Source organism: Pseudomonas cyclaminis (genome assembly GCF_015163715.1).
GTDB classification, from domain to species: Bacteria; Pseudomonadota; Gammaproteobacteria; order Pseudomonadales; family Pseudomonadaceae; genus Aquipseudomonas; species Aquipseudomonas cyclaminis.
In genome coordinates, this window is sequence record NZ_JADDUM010000004.1 from 1 (window position 1) to 20,791 (window position 20,791).

General features: G+C 60.0%; 15 protein-coding genes and 2 pseudogenes. 7 read left to right on the top strand and 10 right to left on the bottom strand.

Annotation, left to right across the window (positions count from 1 at the left end; all coding sequences use genetic code 11):
* Positions 1-169, bottom strand: a 169-nt coding sequence (locus IQK56_RS00365) for a response regulator (protein ID WP_193901489.1), incomplete at its 3' end; no start/stop codon positions are given.
* The gene (locus IQK56_RS00370) at positions 154-1,503 is read right to left on the bottom strand and encodes a sensor histidine kinase (protein ID WP_193863861.1); all 1,350 of its coding nucleotides are present in this window, start codon (positions 1,501-1,503) and stop codon (positions 154-156) included. The genes IQK56_RS00370 and IQK56_RS00365, both read right to left, overlap by 16 nt.
* 315 nt (positions 1,504-1,818) lie before the next feature.
* Here IQK56_RS00370 and IQK56_RS00375 point away from each other — a divergent pair.
* The 5 genes and pseudogenes from IQK56_RS00375 to xylB all read left to right on the top strand — a co-directional run bounded on the left by IQK56_RS00375 (position 1,819) and on the right by xylB (position 7,776).
* Positions 1,819-3,349, top strand: a pseudogene (locus IQK56_RS00375) (sugar ABC transporter ATP-binding protein).
* The gene (locus IQK56_RS00380; RefSeq protein ID WP_193901491.1) at positions 3,342-4,319 is read left to right on the top strand and encodes an ABC transporter permease subunit; all 978 of its coding nucleotides are present in this window, start codon (positions 3,342-3,344) and stop codon (positions 4,317-4,319) included. Before IQK56_RS00375 ends, IQK56_RS00380 begins: the two are co-directional and overlap by 8 nt.
* Before the next feature lie 34 nt (positions 4,320-4,353).
* Positions 4,354-5,285, top strand: a pseudogene (locus IQK56_RS00385) (ABC transporter substrate-binding protein).
* Between the two features lie 21 nt (positions 5,286-5,306).
* Positions 5,307-6,299: a substrate-binding domain-containing protein gene (locus IQK56_RS00390; RefSeq protein ID WP_193863860.1), complete on the top strand. Its 993-nt coding sequence runs from the start codon at positions 5,307-5,309 to the stop codon at positions 6,297-6,299.
* 16 nt (positions 6,300-6,315) lie between these two features.
* Positions 6,316-7,776, top strand: a complete 1,461-nt coding sequence (gene xylB, locus IQK56_RS00395; RefSeq protein ID WP_193901492.1) for a xylulokinase — start codon at positions 6,316-6,318, stop codon at positions 7,774-7,776.
* A gap of 14 nt (positions 7,777-7,790) precedes the next feature.
* On the opposite strand, the gene IQK56_RS00400 is transcribed toward xylB, so the two are convergent.
* A complete protein-coding gene (locus IQK56_RS00400) occupies positions 7,791-8,231 on the bottom strand; it encodes an Lrp/AsnC family transcriptional regulator (protein ID WP_099582924.1) in 441 nt (146 codons plus the stop codon).
* Between the two features lie 109 nt (positions 8,232-8,340).
* Here IQK56_RS00400 and IQK56_RS00405 point away from each other — a divergent pair, with 109 nt between their 5' ends.
* Entirely contained in the window at positions 8,341-9,246 is a 906-nt protein-coding gene (locus IQK56_RS00405) for a DMT family transporter (protein WP_150759987.1), read from the top strand.
* On the opposite strand, the gene IQK56_RS00410 is transcribed toward IQK56_RS00405, so the two are convergent.
* Together IQK56_RS00410 and IQK56_RS00415 are read right to left on the bottom strand one after the other, a co-directional pair.
* A complete protein-coding gene (locus IQK56_RS00410) occupies positions 9,224-11,203 on the bottom strand; it encodes a peptidase U32 family protein (protein ID WP_122305615.1) in 1,980 nt (659 codons plus the stop codon). The genes IQK56_RS00405 and IQK56_RS00410 overlap by 23 nt on opposite strands.
* 70 nt (positions 11,204-11,273) lie before the next feature.
* Positions 11,274-11,654: a RidA family protein gene (locus IQK56_RS00415; protein WP_122305614.1), complete on the bottom strand. Its 381-nt coding sequence runs from the start codon at positions 11,652-11,654 to the stop codon at positions 11,274-11,276.
* A 181-nt stretch (positions 11,655-11,835) separates the two neighbouring features.
* Here IQK56_RS00415 and IQK56_RS31360 point away from each other — a divergent pair, with 181 nt between their 5' ends.
* Positions 11,836-13,191 (top strand): methyl-accepting chemotaxis protein, encoded by a 1,356-nt coding sequence (locus IQK56_RS31360; RefSeq protein ID WP_193863859.1) that lies wholly within the window; start codon positions 11,836-11,838, stop codon positions 13,189-13,191.
* Positions 13,192-13,222: 31 nt separating this feature from the next.
* Here IQK56_RS31360 and IQK56_RS00425 read toward each other — a convergent pair whose 3' ends face one another.
* The 5 genes from IQK56_RS00425 to IQK56_RS00445 form a co-directional block, all read right to left on the bottom strand.
* The gene (locus IQK56_RS00425) at positions 13,223-14,326 is read right to left on the bottom strand and encodes a hypothetical protein (protein WP_150675391.1); all 1,104 of its coding nucleotides are present in this window, start codon (positions 14,324-14,326) and stop codon (positions 13,223-13,225) included.
* Between the two features lie 4 nt (positions 14,327-14,330).
* Positions 14,331-16,166: an AAA family ATPase gene (locus tag IQK56_RS00430; protein ID WP_193863858.1), complete on the bottom strand. Its 1,836-nt coding sequence runs from the start codon at positions 16,164-16,166 to the stop codon at positions 14,331-14,333.
* Positions 16,141-17,820 (bottom strand): restriction endonuclease subunit S, encoded by a 1,680-nt coding sequence (locus tag IQK56_RS00435; protein ID WP_193863857.1) that lies wholly within the window; start codon positions 17,818-17,820, stop codon positions 16,141-16,143. Before IQK56_RS00435 ends, IQK56_RS00430 begins: the two co-directional genes overlap by 26 nt.
* Complete coding sequence (locus IQK56_RS00440; protein WP_193863856.1) at positions 17,817-19,415, bottom strand: HsdM family class I SAM-dependent methyltransferase; 1,599 nt, start codon at positions 19,413-19,415, stop codon at positions 17,817-17,819. Before IQK56_RS00440 ends, IQK56_RS00435 begins: the two co-directional genes overlap by 4 nt.
* A gap of 235 nt (positions 19,416-19,650) precedes the next feature.
* Positions 19,651-20,520 (bottom strand): isocitrate lyase/PEP mutase family protein, encoded by an 870-nt coding sequence (locus tag IQK56_RS00445; protein WP_193863855.1) that lies wholly within the window; start codon positions 20,518-20,520, stop codon positions 19,651-19,653.
* Between the last annotated feature and the right edge of the window lie 271 nt (positions 20,521-20,791).

Consider the following 20,791-nt stretch of genomic DNA (forward strand, 5'->3'; position numbering starts at 1 on the left):
CTGGCAATTGAATATCCATCAGGATCAGCGCCGGCTGGTGTTCGCGGGCCATGGTCAGGCCGCTCTCTGCATCGGCCGCCCACAACACGCTGTGGCCGGCGTTGACCAGCAATAAGCGCGCCAGGCGCATGTTGGCTTCGTTGTCTTCGACAATCAGGATTTCGGGCATGTAGCCTCCGCCGTGTCGATCCCGCGATGCAGCGGCAGCCACACCACAAAACGCGCACCCAGGCCTTCGCGGCTGGCCACGGCAACGCTGCCACCCTGTAGGTCGGTGAGTTGCTTGACCATCGCCAGGCCCAGCCCGGTGCCTTCGAATTTGCGCGCCAGACTGCTGTCGATCTGGCTGAAGGCCTTGAACAGCTTGCCCATATCATCCGGGGCGATGCCGATACCGCTGTCGCTTACGCTCAGCTGAAGGAATCGCTGGTGCACGCTCGGTTGCAGGGCAAAGCCATGCACCGGCCAATCGCCGGGAACCTCGCCGACTTGAGCGCGGCCGACCTCCCGCACCGCCAGGGTCACGTCGCTGCCGTGTGCGCTGAACTTCACCGCATTGGCCAGCAGGTTGTAAACGATCTGCTTGGTCTTGCGCAGGTCCAGGACCAGCGTGCCCAGGTCGTCCTGGCTGTCGAGTTTGAGTTGGATGCGCTGCAGGGCGGCCTTTTCGCGCACGATCAGCAGGCTGTTGGCCAACAGGCCGGCCAGTTCCACCGGTTCCAGTTCCAGATCCATCATCCCGGCCTCGACCTTGGACAAATCGAGGATGTCGTTGATCAGCGACAGCAAGTGCTGGCCGCTGGTGAAAATATCGCAGATGTATTCGCGCTGGATCTCGCTCATGTCGCCCACCAGGCCGTCCTTCAACGCCTCGGAAAAACCGATCACCGCATTCAGCGGCGTGCGCAGTTCGTGGGACATGGTCGCGAGGAACTCGGACTTCATGAGGTTGGCGTGTTCCAGCTCCAGGTTCTTTTCTTCCAGGGCGCGCTCAAAGCCTTTGCGCTCGGCTTCTTCCTGTTTGCGTGCAGTGTTGTCGGTGCCGATCAGCAGGTAGCCGATGATCGTGTCATTGCGATTGCGCAACGCCGTCACCGAAACCATGGCGGACAAGCGACTGCCGTCCTGGCGGATGTAGGTCAGCTCGTAGATGTCCTCGATGCCTCGCGAGGCTTTGAACACCAGCGCCTCGAAGCCAGGCGTGATGGGCGTGTCGAGTTCCTGGCTGAGGGCGGCGGCGCGGGTGATCAGCTCAGCGGGATCGGAAATATCGGCGGGGGTGATGCGGTTGACTACATCGGCTGCGGCGTAACCGAGCATGCGTTCGGCGCCGACATTGAAGATCTGGATCACGCCTTTTTCGTCGGTGGCGATGCTGGAGAAGTAAGCACTGTTGAAGATCGCGTCTTGCAGGGCACCGGTCTTGAGCAGGTTTTTCTGGCGTTTGAACTCGACGATTTTTTCCGCGCGTGACTGCGGCGGCGTGGTTCCAGGTGTTTCCATCGTTAGCGTGTTCCGTGAACGTCAAGGCCCGCCTTCGCCGGCAGGCGAGGGCGCAGAGCATGCTCACAGAAGGTCGCGGCAACGCGACGAGGAGGAGATGAGGTGCTTGGACAATAGCAGAGATTATGGCGCTTTGATGGCCGAGCGTATCCTTTTGGAGCGATGAGTCTCCATTTGGATGTTTATCGCTTTATGAAGAGATGAAACGTTTCACTAATCGATAAAAGGCCTGCGCAAGCGCTTGCGTAAGCAAATGTATCTGAATTAGAGTCGGACTCGCTCAACCACAAAAATAATAAAACCAGGAGCTCATTGATGAGCCTTGAACCCTTGCTTGAGATGCAGGGCATCAGCAAAACCTTCAACGGTTTGCGCGTGCTCAAAAATGTCGGCCTGAAGGTCTACCCCGGCGAAATCCACGCCTTGATGGGGGAGAACGGCGCCGGCAAATCGACGCTGATGAAAATCCTCTCCGGCGCCTACCAGGCATCCCGGCGGCGAAATCCGCATTGCCGGCCAGGCCATCGCCACCTATAACCCCGCCACCGCCAAAGCCCTCGGCATCGCCGTGATCTATCAGGAATTGAGCCTGTGCCCGAACCTGAGCGTGGCCGAGAACATCTACCTGGGCCGTGAACTGCGCCGAGGCTGGACCATTGACCGCAAGGCCATGCAGGCTGGCTGCGTCGAAGTGCTGCAACGCCTTGGCGCGGAGTTCACGCCGACAACCCAGGTCAGCAGCCTGTCGATAGCCGAGCGCCAACTGGTGGAAATCGCCCGCGCCTTGCATGCCCACGCCAAGATTCTGGTGATGGACGAACCCACCACGCCGCTGTCGTCCCGCGAGACCGACCGACTGTTCGCGCTGATCAAGCAACTGCGCAGTCAAGGGTTGGCGATCATCTATATCAGCCACCGCATGGCCGAAATCTACGAGTTGTCCGACCGCGTCTCGGTGCTGCGCGACGGCCAGTACATCGGCGAACTGACCCGCGACGCGCTGTCGGCCGAGGTGCTGGTAAAGATGATGGTGGGCCGCGACCTCTCCGGCTTCTATAAAAAGGAACACGCTGCGTACAACCCCGGCAACGTGGTGATGCGCGTGCGCGACATGGCCGATGGCAAGCGCGTGCGCAACTGCAGTTTCGACTTGCATGCCGGTGAAGTGCTGGGCATCGCCGGGCTGGTCGGGGCAGGGCGTACGGAACTGGCGCGCTTGATCTTCGCCGCCGACCCACGCACCAGCGGCACCCTGGAAGTGGTGGGCAAGACCGTCACCCAACTGCGCACCCCGGCGGACGCGATTCGCGCCGGTGTGGTGTACCTCACCGAAGACCGCAAGGCCCAGGGGCTGTTCCTGGACATGAGCGTGGCCGACAACATCAACGTCTGCGCCTGCGTGCCGGATGCCCACGCAGGTGGCGTACTCGATCGCGGGCATGCGGCGCAGCGCTCGAATGCTGCCATCAAGTCACTGTCGATTCGCGTGGCGTCGGGCAAGGTCAACGTGGGCGCGCTGTCCGGCGGCAACCAGCAGAAGGTGTTGCTGGCCCGGTTGCTGGAGGTCAAGCCCCACGTGCTGATCCTCGACGAACCTACCCGTGGCGTGGACATTGGTTCCAAGTCCGAGATTTACCGCATCATCAATCAACTGGCCCAGGCCGGCGTGGGCATTGTGGTGATTTCCAGCGAGCTGCCGGAAATCATCGGCACCTGCGACCGGGTGCTGATCATGCGCGAAGGCCAGTTGGTGGCCGAAGTCGGCGGGGCCTCGGGCCACGCTATATCCCAGGAACGTATTATTGACCTCGCCACCGGTGGCGATCAGGTGGTTGCCCATGGCTGATTCAATGATTGCAACAACAGGCAAGGCAGAGCGCGCCCGCGAACTGATGCGCACGGTCGGCATGTTGCCGGTGCTGATCCTGCTGCTGGTGGGCTTTGCCTTGGCCAGCGAGAACTTCCTGACGGTGCAGAACATGTCGATCATCACCCAGCAGGCCTCGGTCAACGTGGTGCTGGCGGCGGGCATGACCTTTGTGATCCTCACGGCGGGCATCGACCTGTCGGTGGGCGCGATTCTGGCGGCGTCCGCTGTGGTGGCGTTGCAGGCGTCGATGTCGCCGCAGTTCGGCATGTTCGGGATTGCCGCCGGGATTGGCTTTGGCCTGCTGCTGGGGCTGGTCAACGGCGGGTTGATCGCCTTTATGCGCTTGCCGCCGTTTATCGTCACCCTCGGTGCACTCACCGCCATGCGTGGGTTGGCGCGGTTGCTGGCGGACGACAAGACGGTGTTCAACCCCGACTTGCCGTTTGCGTTTATCGGCAACGACTCGATCCTGGGTGTGCCGTGGCTGGTGGTGATCGCCGTGGCGGTGGTGGCACTGTCGTGGTTCATCCTGCGCCGCACGGTGATGGGCGTGCAGATCTACTCGGTCGGCGGCAACCCAGAGGCGGCGCGGCTGTCCGGGATCAAGGTGTGGAAGGTGCTGCTGTTTGTGTATGCCATGTCCGGTGCGTTGGCCGGGCTCGGTGCGGTGATGAGCGCCTCGCGCCTGTTCGCCGCCAATGGCCTGCAACTGGGGCAGTCCTATGAACTGGATGCGATTGCCGCGGTAATCCTCGGCGGCACCAGCTTTACCGGCGGCGTGGGCACCATTGGTGGCACCTTGATCGGTGCGCTGATTATCGCGGTGCTGACCAATGGCCTGGTGCTGCTGGGCGTCTCGGATATCTGGCAGTACATCATCAAGGGCATCGTGATCATTGGCGCAGTAGCGCTGGATCGTTATCGCCAGTCCGGTGCGCGGACCTGATTTCACTCATACAACAATCACAAGAGAGACTCCCATGAAGCTTAAACACCTGTTTCCCGTCGTTGCGTTGGCCGCCCTGATGTCCCAAGCCGTGGAGGCCCGTGAACTCAAAGCCCTGGGCATCAGCATGGGCTCGCTGGGCAACCCGTACTTCGTGACCCTGGCCGACGGCGCAACCGCCCGCGCCAAGGAGCTGAACCCCAGCGTCAAGGTCACCTCGGTGTCGGCCGACTATGACCTGAGCAAGCAGTTCTCACAGATCGATAACTTCATTTCGTCCAAGGTCGACCTGATTCTGATCAACGCCGTGGACCCGTCCGCCATGGCATCGGCGATCAAGAAGGCCCGCGACTCCGGGATCGTCGTGGTCGCGGTGGATGTAGACGCAAAAGGCGTGAACGCTACCGTGCAGACCGACAACGTCGAAGCCGGCAAGCTCGCCTGCCAGTACCTGGTGGACAAACTCTCGGGCAAAGGCAATGTGATTATCCAGAACGGCCCGCAAGTCACCGCAGTGACGGACCGCGTCAAAGGCTGCAAGACGGCGCTGGCCGGGGCGCCGGAGATCAAGGTGCTGTCCGACGACCAGGACGGCAAGGGCTCGCGTGAAGGCGGCTTGAACGTGATGCAGGGTTACCTGACGCGCTTCGCCAAAATCGACGGGCTGTTCGCGATCAACGACCCGCAGGCTATCGGCAGCGACCTGGCGGCCAAGCAGCTTAAGCGCAGCGGCATCATCATTACCTCGGTGGACGCGCGCCGGATATCGAGAACGCCCTGAAGACCGACACCCAGATCCAGGCCTCCGCCAGCCAGGACCCTTGGGCCATGGCCCAGACGGCGGTGAATGTGGGCAATGACATTCTCAATGACAAAGCCCCGGCCGAAGCGGTTACCCTGCTCACCCCCAAGCTCATCACACGCGACAACGTCGGTACGTACAGCGGCTGGTCGAGTAAACATTGATCTCTTGAAAGGAACAGCGCCGTGGTCACCATGGATGACGTGGCAAGCAGGGCGGGGGTGTCGACCTCGACCGTGTCCCATGTGTTGAACGGCACCCGCAAAGTCAGCCCGGCCACGGTGCAGGCGGTGCAGCGGGCGATCCAGGCGTTGGGGTATATCCCCAATACCCTGGCGCGCTCGCTGGCCCGTTCCAGTACCAACACCATTGGCGTGGCGATCTCGGCGTTGTCCAACCATTACTTCAGCGAAACCGTGCACGCGATTGAAACCGAGTGCGCCAAACACGGCTACATGATGCTGTTTGTCGATACCCATGACGACCCGGAGCAAGAGTTGCGCGTGGTCACGGCGCTGCATCACCGGCGCGTCGACGGGATTGTGCTGGCGCCGTCCAACGGCTCGATGGCCCTGGAGTACTTGCAGGCCAACGAGATTCCGGCTGTGCTCGTGGATCGCATGATGAGTGAGCGGTTCGATCAGGTCGGGGTGGAGAATGCGCAGCCGACCCAGGCCCTTATTGAACACCTGATTGCCCACGGACATCGCCGTATCGCATTCATTGCCGGGCGTGCCGGGTTCAGTACCACGGATGAGCGTGTGGCCGGGTACAAAGCGGCGTTGCAGGCGGCGGGGCTGGTGTTTGATGCGCAATTGCTGGTCAACGGCGGCTCCAACACGGCGCCGGCGCGCCAGGCCACCGCGCAGTTGCTGCGCCTGGCTGCGCCGCCTACGGCAATCATGGCCGGCAACAACCTGATGACCCTCGGTGCCATGCAGGCACTGCGGGAGGCGCAGATCGAGGTGCCGGGGCAGATGGCCCTGGTGGGCTTCGATGATTTCGACTGGGCGGATTTCTTCGTGCCGCGCTTGAGCCTGATCGCACAGCCGGTCCAGGCACTCGGCGCACGTGCGGTGGACTTATTGCTGCAACGCATGGCTTCGCCCGGCTCGCCGCCCCAGAGCGTACGTCTGGCGCCGACCCTGCAACTACGTAACTCCTGCGGCTGTGATTGATTGGAATAACCCACGTATGAACGGTCCTGTTTCCCTCGGTATTGATCTCGGCACCTCTGAACTCAAGGCCATCCTCATGGACACCGACGGTGCCGTGCTGGCCCATGCCGGCGTGCGCTTGAGTGTGTCGCGGCGCCACAGCGGCTGGTCCGAGCAGGCCCCTGAAGACTGGTGGCAGGCCTGTCTACAGGCCTTGGACCAATTGCGCCGGCATGCAGCGTTTGCCCGTGTGGCCTGTATCGGGCTGTCCGGGCAGATGCACGGCGCGGTTTTACTCGGGGCTGACGACCGCGTGCTGTACCCGGCGATCCTGTGGGACGACTCCCGCGCCGTCGCCGAAGCCGAACAACTGGGGCCGGAGTTTGCCGACGTCACCGGCAGCTTGCCCATGGCCGGGCTGACTGCACCCAAGCTGCTATGGCTGCAGCGGCATGAGCCTGACGTGTTCAAGGCGATTGACTGCGTGCTGTCGCCCAAGGACTACCTGCGACTGCGCCTGAGTGGTGAGCGCATCAGCGAGATGTCGGATGCCGCCGGTACGCTGTGGCTGGATGTGGCGCGCCGCGAGTGGTTCGCCCCGATGCTGCACGCAACCGGACTCACGCCTGCGCAGATGCCCCGGTTGGTCGAGGGCGGCGCCGCCAGTGCCCGTGTGACGCTGCACGGGCTTGGCTTACCAGCGGACGTGGTGATTGCCGGCGGCGGCGGCGACAACCCGGTGGCCGCTGTAGGGATGGGGGCGATCAATGCCGGTGATGCGTTTATCACCCTCGGCACCAGCGCGGCCCTGGTCGCGATCACCGATCACGCTGCCGGCAACCCGGCCAGCGCAGTCCACAGCTTCTGCCATGCGTTGCCCGAGCGCTGGTACACCATGGGCGCCATGCTCGCTGGCGCCAGTTGTCTGCGTTGGGTCACGCAACTGACCGGAACGGCGGATGAGCAAACATTGCTCGATCACGTCCAGGCGCAATTACCGATTGGGCAGGCGGTGCCGCTGAACACGCCGTTGTTTTTGCCGTACCTGGCCGGGGAGCGCACGCCCCATAACGATCCCTTGTTGCGTGGCGGTTTCATGAACCTGGGTCATGACTGCACGCCGGCCATGCTCGGGTATGCGGTGATGGAGGGCGTGGGGTTTGGCTTGCTGGATGCGTTGAGCGCCGTGCAATCGGCCGGTGCCAGCGTGGGCGCCTGTGCGCTGGTGGGCGGTGGTGCCCGTAGCGAGTATTGGGCGCAGTTGTTGGCCAATATCCTTCAGCGGGAAATTCATACCCTGCATGGCAGTGAGTTGAGCGCGTGTATCGGGGCGGCGAAGCTGGGGTTGCTGGCGGTGGGGCAGGGCGCGGACTTGCTGGCGCAGGGCATGCCGGTCAAGGCGCGCTACCTGCCCGACGTGGCGCAACGATCGGTGCTGGAGGCGCGGTATGCTCAGTTCCGGGGCTTGCTCAGTGCGGCGAAAAGATTGCGTGGCTGACAGCGGCGAGCAGGTCAATCCGCCAACGGCGGCAAACGCCGCTTCACCGGGGTTTTCTTGACGATGGCGGTGTTGGTTTCGGCGTAGACGTTGAGACGATCGAGCAGGCTGTCGAGGTGGTCCATGGTGCGCACATGCAGGCGGGCGATAAAACAGTCTTCGCCCGTCACCTTGTCGCACTCGGTGAACTCGGGGATCGCCTGGATCTGGCGTTCCACTTCCTGCAATTGGCCGGGCAGGGGGCGGATGCGCACGATGGCTTGCAGTAGATAGCCGAAGTGCTTGGGGTCCACGTCTACGGTGTAGTGGGTCAACACTCCACGCTCTTCCAGGCGGCGCAGGCGTTCACTGACGCTGGGCGAGGACAGCCCTGTAATGCCCGCCAACACCTTGAGCGACAATCGCGAGTCGTCCATCAGGGCCGTGATCAGTTGCTGGTCGATAGTGTCAATCATGGTATTCGCCTAATAAGTAAAGGTGATCCGGGCATTTGGCCTGATTTAGTCGCTGGAGCCGCCGCCAAGCAGATTGCCATAATTGAGCCTCACTTGAGGAGCTTCAATCATGGACACATCCATCCGTCGCGGTTCGTGGGAAATGGTCGCCGCCATGCTGATCTCCGGCACCATTGGCTGGTTTGTGCTGGTATCGGGCGTGTCGGTGATCGAAGTGGTGTTCTGGCGCTGCGTGATCGGCGGGCTGACGTTGCTGCTGGTCTGTGCGGCGCTGGGTTACCTGCGCCTGGACCTGCTCAGTTGGGCCAAGCTGGGGTTGGCGATGCTCAGCGGCGTGGCCATCGTCGGTAATTGGCTGCTGCTGTTTGAATCCTATTCCCGTGCGTCCATCGCCATCAGTACGGCGGTGTACAACGTGCAGCCGTTCATATTGGTGATGCTGGCGGCGTTGTTCCTGGGGGAAAAGATCACCCTGCAGAAGTTGGCGTGGTTGAGCCTGGCGTTCCTGGGGATGCTGGCGATTGTCACCGCCCATGGCGATCAACAAGGCAGTGGTGGGGATTATCTGACGGGTATCGCGCTGGCGTTGGGCGCGGCATTTTTGTATGCGGTCGCGGCGTTGATCATCAAGCGTTTGAAGGACGTGCCGCCGCATTTGATGGCATTGATCCAGGTGATCACCGGTGCGTTGCTGCTGGCGCCGCTGGTGCCTTGGAACAGCTTGCCGCAGACGGGCTACGCCTGGTCGGCGCTGGTGACCCTCGGTGTGGTGCACACCGGGTTGATGTATGTGCTGCTGTACGGCGCGATCCAGAAACTGCCGACGGCCATGACCGGCGCGCTGTCGTTTATCTACCCGATAGCGGCGATATTTGTCGACTGGATTGCATTCGGACACCAACTGGGTTGGCTGCAATGGCTGGGGGTGGTAACGATTCTACTGGCGGCTGCCGGGTTGCAGCGGGGCTGGTGGTGGCCCCGCTCCCGCAGTGTCAGTGCGTGCCCTGGAAGATGATTTTGTCCGGGTTGAAGTGCTCAACCACGCTGCCCGGCTGCGGCAGGCCAAGGATATGCCCCTTGATCTTGCCCACCACGTGCATCTCGCACGGTTTGCAGTCGAACTTCAGTGTCAGCACTTCGTCGCCATGGATCAATTGCATCGGCGCGACCTTGGTTTTCACGCCCGTCACACCCTTGGCCTGTTTAGGGCACAGGTTGAACGAGAAACGCAGGCAGTGCTTGGTGATCATCACCGGCACTTCGCCGGTTTCTTCATGGGCTTCAAACGCCGCATCGATCATCTGGACGCCGTGACGGTGGTAGAAGTCGCGGGCCTTCTGGTTGTAGACGTTGGCCAGGAACGACAGGTGCGCTTCCGGGTACACCGGCGGCGGTGTGGTCTCGGCCTTGCGTCCACCACGGGGGTGGGCGGCGACACGGGCAGCCGTCAGTGCTTCGATCACTTCACGGCGCAATGCCTTGAGCTGAGAGTTGGGGATGAAGAACGCCTGGGGCGCGTCCAGCTTGATATCCGTTGCGTGGTACTCGGTGGTGCCCAGTTGGCCAAGCAGGTCGCGCAGGGTGTCCAGCGCTTGCTCAGGCTTGTTGGCCACGCCGAACGGGCCGGGCAGGGTAACGCCAGCGCTGATGCCTTCTTCGCTGGTCGCGGTGATTTCCAATTGGTCTTCACGCAGGCGCGCCACCCACGACAGGCCGATACGGCGCTCGGCTGAGGTCTTGAGCAGTGCCTGTTGCCAGTTATGGTCCAGGTTGCGGTTCAGCGGATGATGCGGGCGCAACTGGTGCAGGCCGGCGGGCATTTCGTTCGGCTCGACGCGGTAGCGGTAGCGCTTCTGGCCGTCTTCCTCGAACTCGCCCTTGGGCTCGGCGATGTTGGCGCGGAACCCCACCACTTCACGTTTGACCAGCACGTTCAGGCCATCACCGTTGGACAACGGCTCATGGGTGACCACTTGCAGGTCGCGCTTGCCGGCCTTTTCCACGGTCCCTACCGGCAGGCCGGTGAAGGTCGGGGTATCGAAGGCGCCGATGTCGATCTTGCGGTCGCTGACGAAATAGTCGGTGCTGCCACGGTGAAAGGTTTTTTCCGGGTCAGGCAGGAAGAAGTGCACGGTGCGGCCGCTGGATGCGCGGGCGAGGTCTGTGCGGTCTTCGAGCACATCGTCGAGGCGCTGGCGGTAATAGGCGGTGATGTTCTTCACATAGCCCATGTCCTTGTAGCGGCCTTCGATCTTGAACGACCGCACGCCGGCCTCGACCAGGGCGCGGATGTTGGCGCTCTGGTTGTTGTCCTTCATCGACAGCAGGTGCTTTTCAAAGGCCACGACGCGGCCCTGGTCGTCTTTCAAGGTGTACGGCAGGCGGCAGGCCTGGGAGCAATCGCCACGGTTGGCGCTGCGGCCATTTTGCGCGTGGGAGATATTGCACTGCCCGGAGAACGCCACGCACAGGGCGCCGTGGATAAAGAACTCGATGGCGGCATCGGTCTCGTCGGCAATGGCGCGGATTTCTTGCAGGTTCAGCTCACGGGCCAAGACCAACTGCGAGAAACCGGCCTGGTCGAGAAACTTTGCGCGGGCCAGGGTGCGGATATCGGTCTGGGTGCTGGCGTGCAGCTCGATGGGCGGGATATCCAGCTCCATCACCCCCAGGTCCTGCACGATCAACGCGTCGACACCGGCGTCGTAGAGCTGATGGATCAGCTTGCGTGCGGGTTCCAGTTCGTTGTCATGCAAGATGGTGTTAATGGTGGTGAAGACACGCGCATGGTAACGATGGGCGAATTCTACCAACTGAGCGATATCGCTCACGTCGTTACAGGCGTTATGGCGGGCGCCGAAACTCGGGCCGCCGATGTAGATGGCGTCGGCGCCATGCAGGATCGCCTCGCGCGCGATGGCGACATCGCGGGCAGGGCTGAGCAATTCCAGGTGATGCTTGGGCATGGACATAGTTTTTTTAGTCAGGCTTGTCACGGTTGAGGCGCGCATTGTAGCTGTGAAATGCCTGACCGGCACGCACTCAGGCCTTGGCGGCCATCGCGGTCACTTCCACGCGCATGCCTTCTACCGCCAACGCAGCCACGCCAACCGCCGCACGCACGGGCCAGGGCTTGGCGAAGAAGCGTTTGTAGACCTCGTTGAACACGGCGCGATCAGCCATATCCGTCAGATAAATGGTCAGGTGCATCACCCGGTCCATGGAGCTGCCGGCCTTTTCCAGCGCGACTTTCAGCGCTTGCAGGGTGCATTCGCATTGCAAGGTGATATCGCCCAGCTCCAGGCTGCCGTCAGCGCGGGTCGGGATCTGGGTGGAGACCAGGATGCCGTTGAAACCGATCACGTCGGAGGAGATGGAATCGGCATCAGGATCGGGGGTATAGGACAGGTCGTGGTTGGCCATGGGTGCCTCTGGTTGGAAGGTTTGTTAAGGCGCCCATGGTCCCCGAAATCAGCCGCTTGGGCAAACCCGCGGGAGCAGCTTTTTGACGCCAGAAAATAAATATCAAAGCCGCGTAAAGTCGCGTATCCAGCCGCCGATAGCGAGTTAGAGATAGCTTCTGCACACGGTTGAGGGTCACGTCATGTTCAATACAACACTGAAAACAGAACTGGCAGCCAGGACGGCGGAAGTCACCGAATACAAGGGACTGATTGCTGCACTCGGACGCTCCATGGCGGTGGTCGAATTTGACCTCAATGGCAAGGTGCTGAGTGCTAACGACAACTTCCTGCGGACGCTGGGTTACAGCCGCGAGCAGTTGGCCGGTAAGTCCCATCGTGATTTTTGCTTGCCGGCGCTCACCAGCAGCCCGGCCTACGGCCAGTTCTGGACGGACCTCAAGGCCGGCAAGTTTGTGTCGGGCAAGTTCAGGCGGGTGGATGCCCAAGGCAAGACCATTTGGCTTGAGGCCAGCTACAACCCGGTCCTGGATGAGGGTGGCCGGGTAATGAAAGTGGTCAAGTACGCGCTGGACATCACCGCCAGCGTCGAACAGGAGGCTGCTACCCGCAGCAAACTGGCGGCACTGGACCGGGCAATGGCTGTCATCGAATTCGACTTGAACGGCCAGGTACTGGACGCCAACGCCAACTTCCAGAACGTCATGGGGTATTCGCTGGCTGAGCTCAAAGGCAAACATCACCGCCTGTTTTGCGAACCCACCTTGATCAACAGCCACGAGTACGCCGACTTCTGGCGCCGCTTGAACAATGGCGAATTCTTCACCGGGCAATTCAAACGCCTTGGCAAAAATGGCCGCGTCGTGTGGCTGGAAGCGAGTTACAACCCGGTCTACGACGGCGACGGCAAGCTGCTCAAGATCGTCAAGTTCGCCAGTGACATCACCGAACGCGTGGAGAAGTTCGAGGAAGACTCCCGTGGCGCCTCGCGGGCTTACCACATCTCGTCCGAGACCGAACGGTTTGCCGAGCACGGCACCCAGGTCATTCAGGAAACTGCCACGGAGATGCGCCGGATTGCTGAAAACATCGGCTCATCGGCGCGCCTGGTCGGGCAACTGGGCGATCGTTCCGAGCAAATCACCGCAATCGTCAACACCATCCGTGGCATTGCCGACCAGACCAACCTGCTGGCGCTCAACGCCGCCATCGAGGCCGCAAGGGCCGGCGATCAAGGCCGGGGCTTCGCGGTAGTGGCCGACGAAGTCCGGCAACTGGCGGGCCGAACCAGCCGCTCCACAGCGGAAATCGCCGAGATGATCGGCATGATCCTCTCCGAAACCCGCGACGCGGTGACCAGCATGAATGCGACCCAGGAAGGCGCACAGCGTGGCGTTCAACTGGCGGACCAGGCGGGTTCAGTGATCTTGCAGATCCGTACCAGCACCAGTGATGCGGTGCAGGCGGTGAGTATGTTTGCGTCGAAGCTGGATGAGTCGGAGGTGATTCCCAAGACTGCCGTCGGTTGGGTTGGCTAGTCAATAATGACTTGGGCGCGGACGTTTTCATTCAAGGGAAATTCGCCTCAAGTTCCGCATGCCATGCAACTAATCGGCTGGGGTCCATCAAGGCGTCGAACAACACTTTGTGGACCTCATGGTTCGGCTCAGCGCTCGACAGATCCTGCGCCCACTCATTGATCGCCGTGTAGACTTGCATCAGCGTCAAGGCCGCAGGTTTACCTTTCTGTCGTCTTTCAAGCAAGCGCTGGATCTTGCGGTATTCGGCCCGCAGCTCTTTGCTCCAGCGCAGTTTGAGGTTGAACAGTTCGTCCAGGTTCTTGAGTCGTTGCGCATCTGCCGGGTCGGTGCTTTTCAGGTCGACGCCCAACAGCGGCGAGCTGAGCTTCAGCGTGAATGCCCCTGCCGGGTGACGTTGATAGGGGTGGAACCAATCGTTGAAAGAACCACCGGTGTGAACCGGATCCGAGCCCTTATTGGGCGACTCGTTGCATTCGTCACACATGGGGATGAGGTTATCGGCGCACACGGAAAGCAATGGGTATTTAGCCTTACTGACCCAGTGATCGATATGCGACTTGCACAATTCAGCACCGCAAATGACACAGGCTTCCCGCGCATCGACGTCCTTGTCGATCTTGTGCTCCAGCAGGAAATCGCGTTTGAAACGTTTATAGGTGACTTGCATCGACGGGTCACTGGTGACTTTGCCTTTGGCGTCATAAGGCAGGCCGTCTTCCCTGAGTCCGGGTGAGTAAAAGGCCTCCATCAGGATTTTGAACGCGCCCCAGGCGACGTTATTCTGGAAAGGCATACCTTCGGGTAAAGGTTGAGCGCCAGGTATCAGGGAAAAATGCGTGCTGACACCGCCCGCACGTAGGACCCATAGGTGCAGGAAGCACTTTTCGGCGTCATTCAGGTTAGCCACGATCACCGCGCGATCCAAAAGGGGTGTCCTGGCCACGTCGTGTTTCAGGAACTCCCACAGCCAGTCGCCTTCTATCTGAGTGCCCAGCGCCTTGGATAGGTTCGCCCGGTTGATGTGGGCTGGTTTGACGTTGGGATCACAGAGCCATAAGGCAAAGGTCCGCATCATTATTTGACCGGCAGCGAGCGCGGGAGACCATTTACTGTGACGGATAGGCTTGAGCATCGGGTTAGCGCGCTCCCAACAGCTTTTTCATCAAGTCCAATACGTCTTCCTGCATCTCTGCCGTCAGCGATGGCAACAGATCATTAAGCGCTTCCACACTGCTGTTATGCTTCCAGCGGTTCAGTACTGTACGTAATTCGGACCGATAGAAACCGCTGCCCAGATTGTGGATCAACTTTTCGACCTGAGCGATTTCATCGGGTGTGGCTTTTTGCTTCTCCGCAGCTGCTTCGAGGAATGCGTCGATACGCTTCTTAGCACGTGCACCAATACTGTCGTCGGCTTTAAACACCTTCATGACCAGTGTTCCCGGCTCGCTGCCAAAAGTGCGGGTCCTCAGCGACTCTACCGACGAGCGGCCGTCGGGGCTCTTACGTACGTGAATAACTTCTTCGTCGAACACGTCCGACAACACGATGGAAGAGTGGCTGGCGACCAACACGGCGCTATAGTCGTGCCCCATGGCCTCTTCAATGATGCCAACGATTTCGCGCTTCCAGCTGTCGTTGAAATGCGTTTCCGGCTCATCCAGTAGCAGCAAGGCATCCGACTCGCCCGACAACAGGTAGAACAGCGCCCAGCGCCGCAGGACCATCTGTTCGCCATCGGACATATCGCTGTAGGCCATTACGCCCATGTCCTTGGACTCATCGCCGCTCAAGGGTTTATCGTCGCGACGAATGCACATCTCCAGGCTATCGACCAGACCGAGTGCCAGCCAGCGAATCAATTCGTGGAAACGACTGAACGCGCTTTGGCTTCTTTCTCCCAGGACCAGGGCGAGCGCATCCACCTGGTGAAGATCGACTTCCTTGCCCAGGTGCTGCTCGTAATAATTCGGCGAAGACGTTGGTACGAGGCTCTCCACATCAAAGTAAGCCATGCGCAGTTGACGTTCCGGGTACGGCACGCGGATGACCTCACTGGCCGACAGCAACAGGTCGTGGATTTTTTTCTGGAACGGCAGCGGGGCGTTCTGCACTTTATCGATGTCAATGCGCAGCCGTACGCTGATCAACGCGTGCCACCCGGCCATTTTCAGCAATTGAGCCAGCCTCGGATTACCTGCTCCTTTACGAGCTTCCAGCCCGTCATGGAGAACGACCGCCAAAAGCGCTGCATCCGGACGGTTGTCACTGAATAGAAATGGCCGGCTCAGCAGGTCGCTGGCGTCCGTATTGACATACGCCACTGGGCTGGATTGTGCAGGCTCTGCGGAGCTCACAAGGCGTTCATCACGGTGTGTCCAGCCAACGGGCCGCTCCGTACCCAGCTCGTAAACATCCTCATCGTTGAAGTCTGGTCGCTCGTCTGCACTGATAGGCGGTTGCCAGATAGCGTCCCAGGGTCTCCAGGCGCCGGAGGTGTAGGCGAGCACCCTGGGAAGCAAGTCCTTCACGTTCTGGGGGAAGCTGCCTTGAGGCACTCGCGCGAAGAAGCCCTGCTGATCACCGCTTCGCAAGGCGTTGATGACCGCCTCGAACGCGTCACTGGAAAAATTCTTTTCAAATCCCGGCGTTGTCCGTTGCCAGATGACCGCCTCGTTTTTACGGGCTAGAGGGTTATCGAAGATGATCTCGGACATCTGCCCGGGGCGACCGAGTTCATAAACTAGGGTAAAGGGGAACCCCGGCAGTTTGCCATCGGCCATGGCCAAAAAAATGGACGAGATGGCGCGCAATAAATGACTTTTGCCGCTGCCATTCAACCCCGCGACAAAGTGGATACCACAGTGATTAGCTGCAACGTTGAACACCGGCCAAGGGGCGTCGACCGAAAAGCAGATTTTGGCGTCCGAGAGCGGAGGGTAACGATCAATACTCAGATAGCGCAGGCGCATTTACGCTTTCCTCTTCAGCTTTTTTAATGAGGCCCAAAAGCGCGCTGGCATCGGAGACCGCCATATCCTCGGTGATGCGTCCATCCTCGCCTTCCTGGTAACGCCGGAAAGCTTCGAGATAGGCTAGGCGGTCGTCCTTGTCACGGGGAGGAAGGTTCATTTTGTGGATCAGCCCTATTGCCGCAATCTGCTCCAGCGTCCGACGGATCTGGTTCGGGCTCACATAAGTGCTAAACGGCTTGAGCGATGCCGACTCGCAAAAGCTATCGAAGCTCTCCGGGTCATCCACAATCAGCACATGCTTGCGCATCCGCATGGCCCGCCAGACCAAGCGCTGGAGCGTTGAAAGACTGCTCGTAACGTTCCGTCGATGACTGCGTTTGAATGGAACACGCCGGTTCGGTGAAGGCTCAACAGCTTCGGTAATGGCATCTGCAACGGTGCTGGAGATAACCGGGTCGGAGGAGGGCGCGAACCCGTGCCGGGTTAACTTACCGTTGAAAGCATCCTTTGCCAGCGCGTGATACATGACCCGCGACTTGAGTAAGGCCTGCGCAATCTGTGCGTCCGGTACGGCGTCAAGAATGGAAAGGATGCGTTTCTGCTCGGCCAGCGGTGGTAGTGGCAGCTTGCGGCGTTTGAGTCGGGTGGTGGTGCTCTGCCCGCGAACGGCGGAAACTCCATGGCTGGCCTGTGGATGATTGAACCAGCGTGAACGTAACAGCGCTGCCAGGTAGGGGGACGAGACACTGTCGTTGGGGCTCAACACCGTCATGGTGCGGGCTGCAAAGGTGGGTGCGCTGGCTTGCGGCACCTCTAATACATGCCCGTAGGTAGCGGTAGCGGGCTCAGCACCGTACAGCAGGTCTGCGGCTCGTACTTGACGGGCCGGGTTGGGCATTTGGCCGTAGGGCATCACCGAGTTGCCTGTTTTTTTTGACAATAGGTCACGATGGGAAAGGAAAATCACTGCATCCTCGGCGCTTATGGTTTTTGCGGCGGGCTCATCGTCGCGAGGATTGATTCGGCAAATGTCCTCCATCCTTAAATACGACCAACCGGGTTTCGGCGCCTCATCGGAGGGCAGCATCAGCCGTTCAGCAAGGGTTTCTTTCAGGTGCGTGACCCGGCGCTGCGCCTCTCGATAAGGACTTGCGTCTGCCTGGTCGAGGCAGTCAACGATGTACCGCTGCTCTTCGATGGACGGCAGTTCAATTCGCAGTTCGCGAAAAAACGAACGGGCAATAATCGGCTGGCTGTGTGTGGAGGTATTCATGGCTGTCGCCTTTTGCCTTAGCCAGGGCTGCTGGAGGAAATGCCACAGGTACCTGGCAGACAACTCAGGAGCAGGGCGCAGCACCGAAAGTTGAGCGCTCATACCCAAACCATTGGGCAGTTCCCCGACCAGCACCGATAACCACTGTTCTGCGGTGACAGCGGCAAACAGCACATCTCCCTGGCGAAATACCGAAGCGCCTCTTGGCACTTCCTGCACGGGACGCTCACTGGTGGCAGTGATTTTGCCAAGCACATCGTCCAAGCCGGAGAAACGCACGTAGTCTATTGTGGCCGTGGGGCTTATCGCCGGTCGCGCAGGATTGATAGTGCAGACATCCAGAAGCGCAACCTCGGCCCAGGCAGCCCCAACCTTCATTGCGCCTCTCCCAGCAAAGCGCGCAATCTCTCAAGGCGATTGAGAATGTCTTGCTCGACTTCACGCAACTCGTCAATCAACTGCGCTGTGCTTTCCCCCTTGGCCACAGCCGATGCCAGGGGCAAGCGGTATTCGTTTATGTCCAGCGTCCAGTTTCGCGCCTCAATACAATTGCGGGTCAGCAGGCCGGGTTGCAATTCGCCGTCGATATAGAGCTCGCGCTGGGCGGCGCCCTCATAGTCCGGACGAACCTGATTGTGTTCGTCGTGGGAGCCAACTACCTGGCCTCTTCTGTTTTTCCAGTCGGGTTTCTGCACCCAGTCACGTACTGGAACTTGCCATTGTTTGATCTGCGTGGAAGCCGTTCGGGACAACAGGATAGGATGACGCCGGGTACGCCCACCCTCCATGTTGATCGCGTCCAAATGTTTTACGCTGCCGACGGGGTAAGCTTTGGCATTGTCGGTGGTCGGTGGGAGCGGCACATGGTAGATGCCCCTCTCCAGAGGTAGGTTTTCAGCGGCCCTCCGAGCCCGAAAGTGCGCCAAAGCATCGTAAAGATCGCCATAGCCGTTTTCACCAATCTCATTACCGACCTCGTAAAACCAGACATTGAGCGTCCGCGGCTTATCGGCCGGCCCTGCCGGTGGCGATTTCGCGAACAGCAAAATGGCCTTGGGCGCCGATGCATGAGGCAGCAGGATAATCCCTTCGATAACATGGCTGCACAGCAGCTCTCGTCGCAGCTTGCGATGCGCACGTGTGATGCCATAGAGGACACTTTGGGGCACTAGCAGCGCCGCGCGGCCCTTGATCTTGAGCAGATCAAGGGACCGCCAGATGGACAGGATCTCCAGCCGGCGCGTGAGCCTTTCGTTATCACCAAAGGCCGCGGCGGGCAGATAGCCCGCTTTCTCCGGGTGGCAGTCGTCATGAACGTTACCGTGCGGAAGATCACTTAAAACGAAATCATAGTGTTCGCGCTGCAACGTTTCGAGCCCGACTTGCATGTCCTGGATACTGGCAACGCTGTCGCCGTAATTCATCTGAGTGGTGTCTAACTGATTTAACAACAAGTTGACCCACGCAATACGTGCGACAGACTTGTCCACTTCGATACCCGCAGATGCTTTGTTCAGTTGCGCGCGCCCAGTTCCCCGGTACCGATCAGCGTAAACCAGCAGACGGGCAGTCCCGGCAGCCGGGTCAATCAGGCTCTGGCCAGGCTTTGGATCCAGCAGCGATACCATCAAGCGTGAAACGCGTCGAGGCGTAGTGTCCAGTGAGTTACCGCCAACAGAGGCAGAACTCAGCAACGTGTCGAATGCGTCGAGATTGGCCGAAGCATCGAAAGGCTGTCTTTGATCAAAATCGAACGTATCGTTAACTGCTTTTAACAGCGCTTTCAGCGCTTCGGGTTTCGCCGCCTCAAGTTGGAAGTAGGCGTCCGTAAAATGCCCGTTCAACGCAATCAGGCGCTCAGCTTCTCGCAAGTTGGGAAAAGCGATTTTGCTCAGGCGCTGAGCAGGGTCCGTGTCTTTGAGCAGCGCTGACCACGACGTGTCATGGCCGGAGAACTCCAGGTATTTGATCATGATCAAACACGAAATCTGTTCAAGGGCGACATGTGGGGACGCTGCGAGGCTGGAAGACGAGACAATGTCCAACAAGTCGCTGACTGTTGGGGAGGGGCGCTTAGCCGACATCGGAGTCCTTTTCGATAGGTAGAACGGTCAAGCTGGAAGCATAGAGGCAAATGGCCAGAATTGGCAGCGTTTGACGTCGACGCGGTGTTAGCCGGGCTAGTCCCGGCCACCGCGTGCGTGGGTGTTACTCTTCCACGTCCATGAATTCCTTGGCCCACGCCACGTAACTCTCCGGCAACGTGTACGTGTGCGTCAGCTCGGTCGCGCTGAGATTCGAGGTGCTATGCGTCAACTGACGCTGGGCACGCAGGCTGTCGTACGTCGCCTTGATCGCGGCAAAGTAAGCGCCATGCCCGGCAACCACCACACGCACGCCCAGATTCGCCAGACGCTGAGCATCGTTGAGCTTGGGATTGCCGTAGGTCACCAGCATCAGCGGCACGCTGAGCTTTTCGGCGATTTTCTCCAGGTGGTCGAAATCGCTGACGCCCACCATGCAGATGCCGTCCGCACCGGCGCTTTGATAGGCGAGGGTGCGCTCGATAACGGCTTCGGTGGAGAGCACACCCGCATTGGTCCGGGCAATGATCGACAGCTCAGGATCGACGCGGGCTTCCAGGGCGGCGCGGACTTTGCCGATGCCTTCTTCGATGGAAATCAAATCGGTGGATTTACGCCCGAATTGCGCCGGCAGCAAGGTGTCTTCAATCGTCAAAGCGGCTACTCCGGCGCGCTCAAGTTCTTCGACCGTGCGCATCACGTTGAGGGCGTTGCCGTAGCCGTGGTCGGCATCCGCAATAAACGGCAGTTGGGCCACACGCCCGATGCGCGTGGCCTGCTCAACGAACTCACTCAAGGTAATCAACGCAAAATCGGGCGCCGCCAATACCTGCAACGACGCGACTGACCCTCCCAGGATACCCACCTCAAACCCCAGGTCTGCCGCGATGCGCGCGGACATGGGGTCGAATACGGAAGCGGTTTCAACGCAGCTCGGCTTGGCAAGCAATTCACGGAAGTTACGGCGCAGCGCTGAGTGAGATTTTTTGGGCATGTTCTTTCCTGGCTCTGATCGTCATGTGACGACTTATGTCTATTCGTGGTCGCGCGAGATTAACATGCAGGCGGGCCGGGGATTATGACGTTTGAGCATGGGGTATGCGGGAAACAGATGTAGCACGACCACCTAAAAATGCGCATACGACATTATTATAGAATTACGTTATGCGTTATCCGTATTTTACATCTGTCGTGGCGAGCCTCATCGTATGACGCAGATTATTCCTGTTAATACGACCGAGACCGTACGCACGGATCGACTTGAA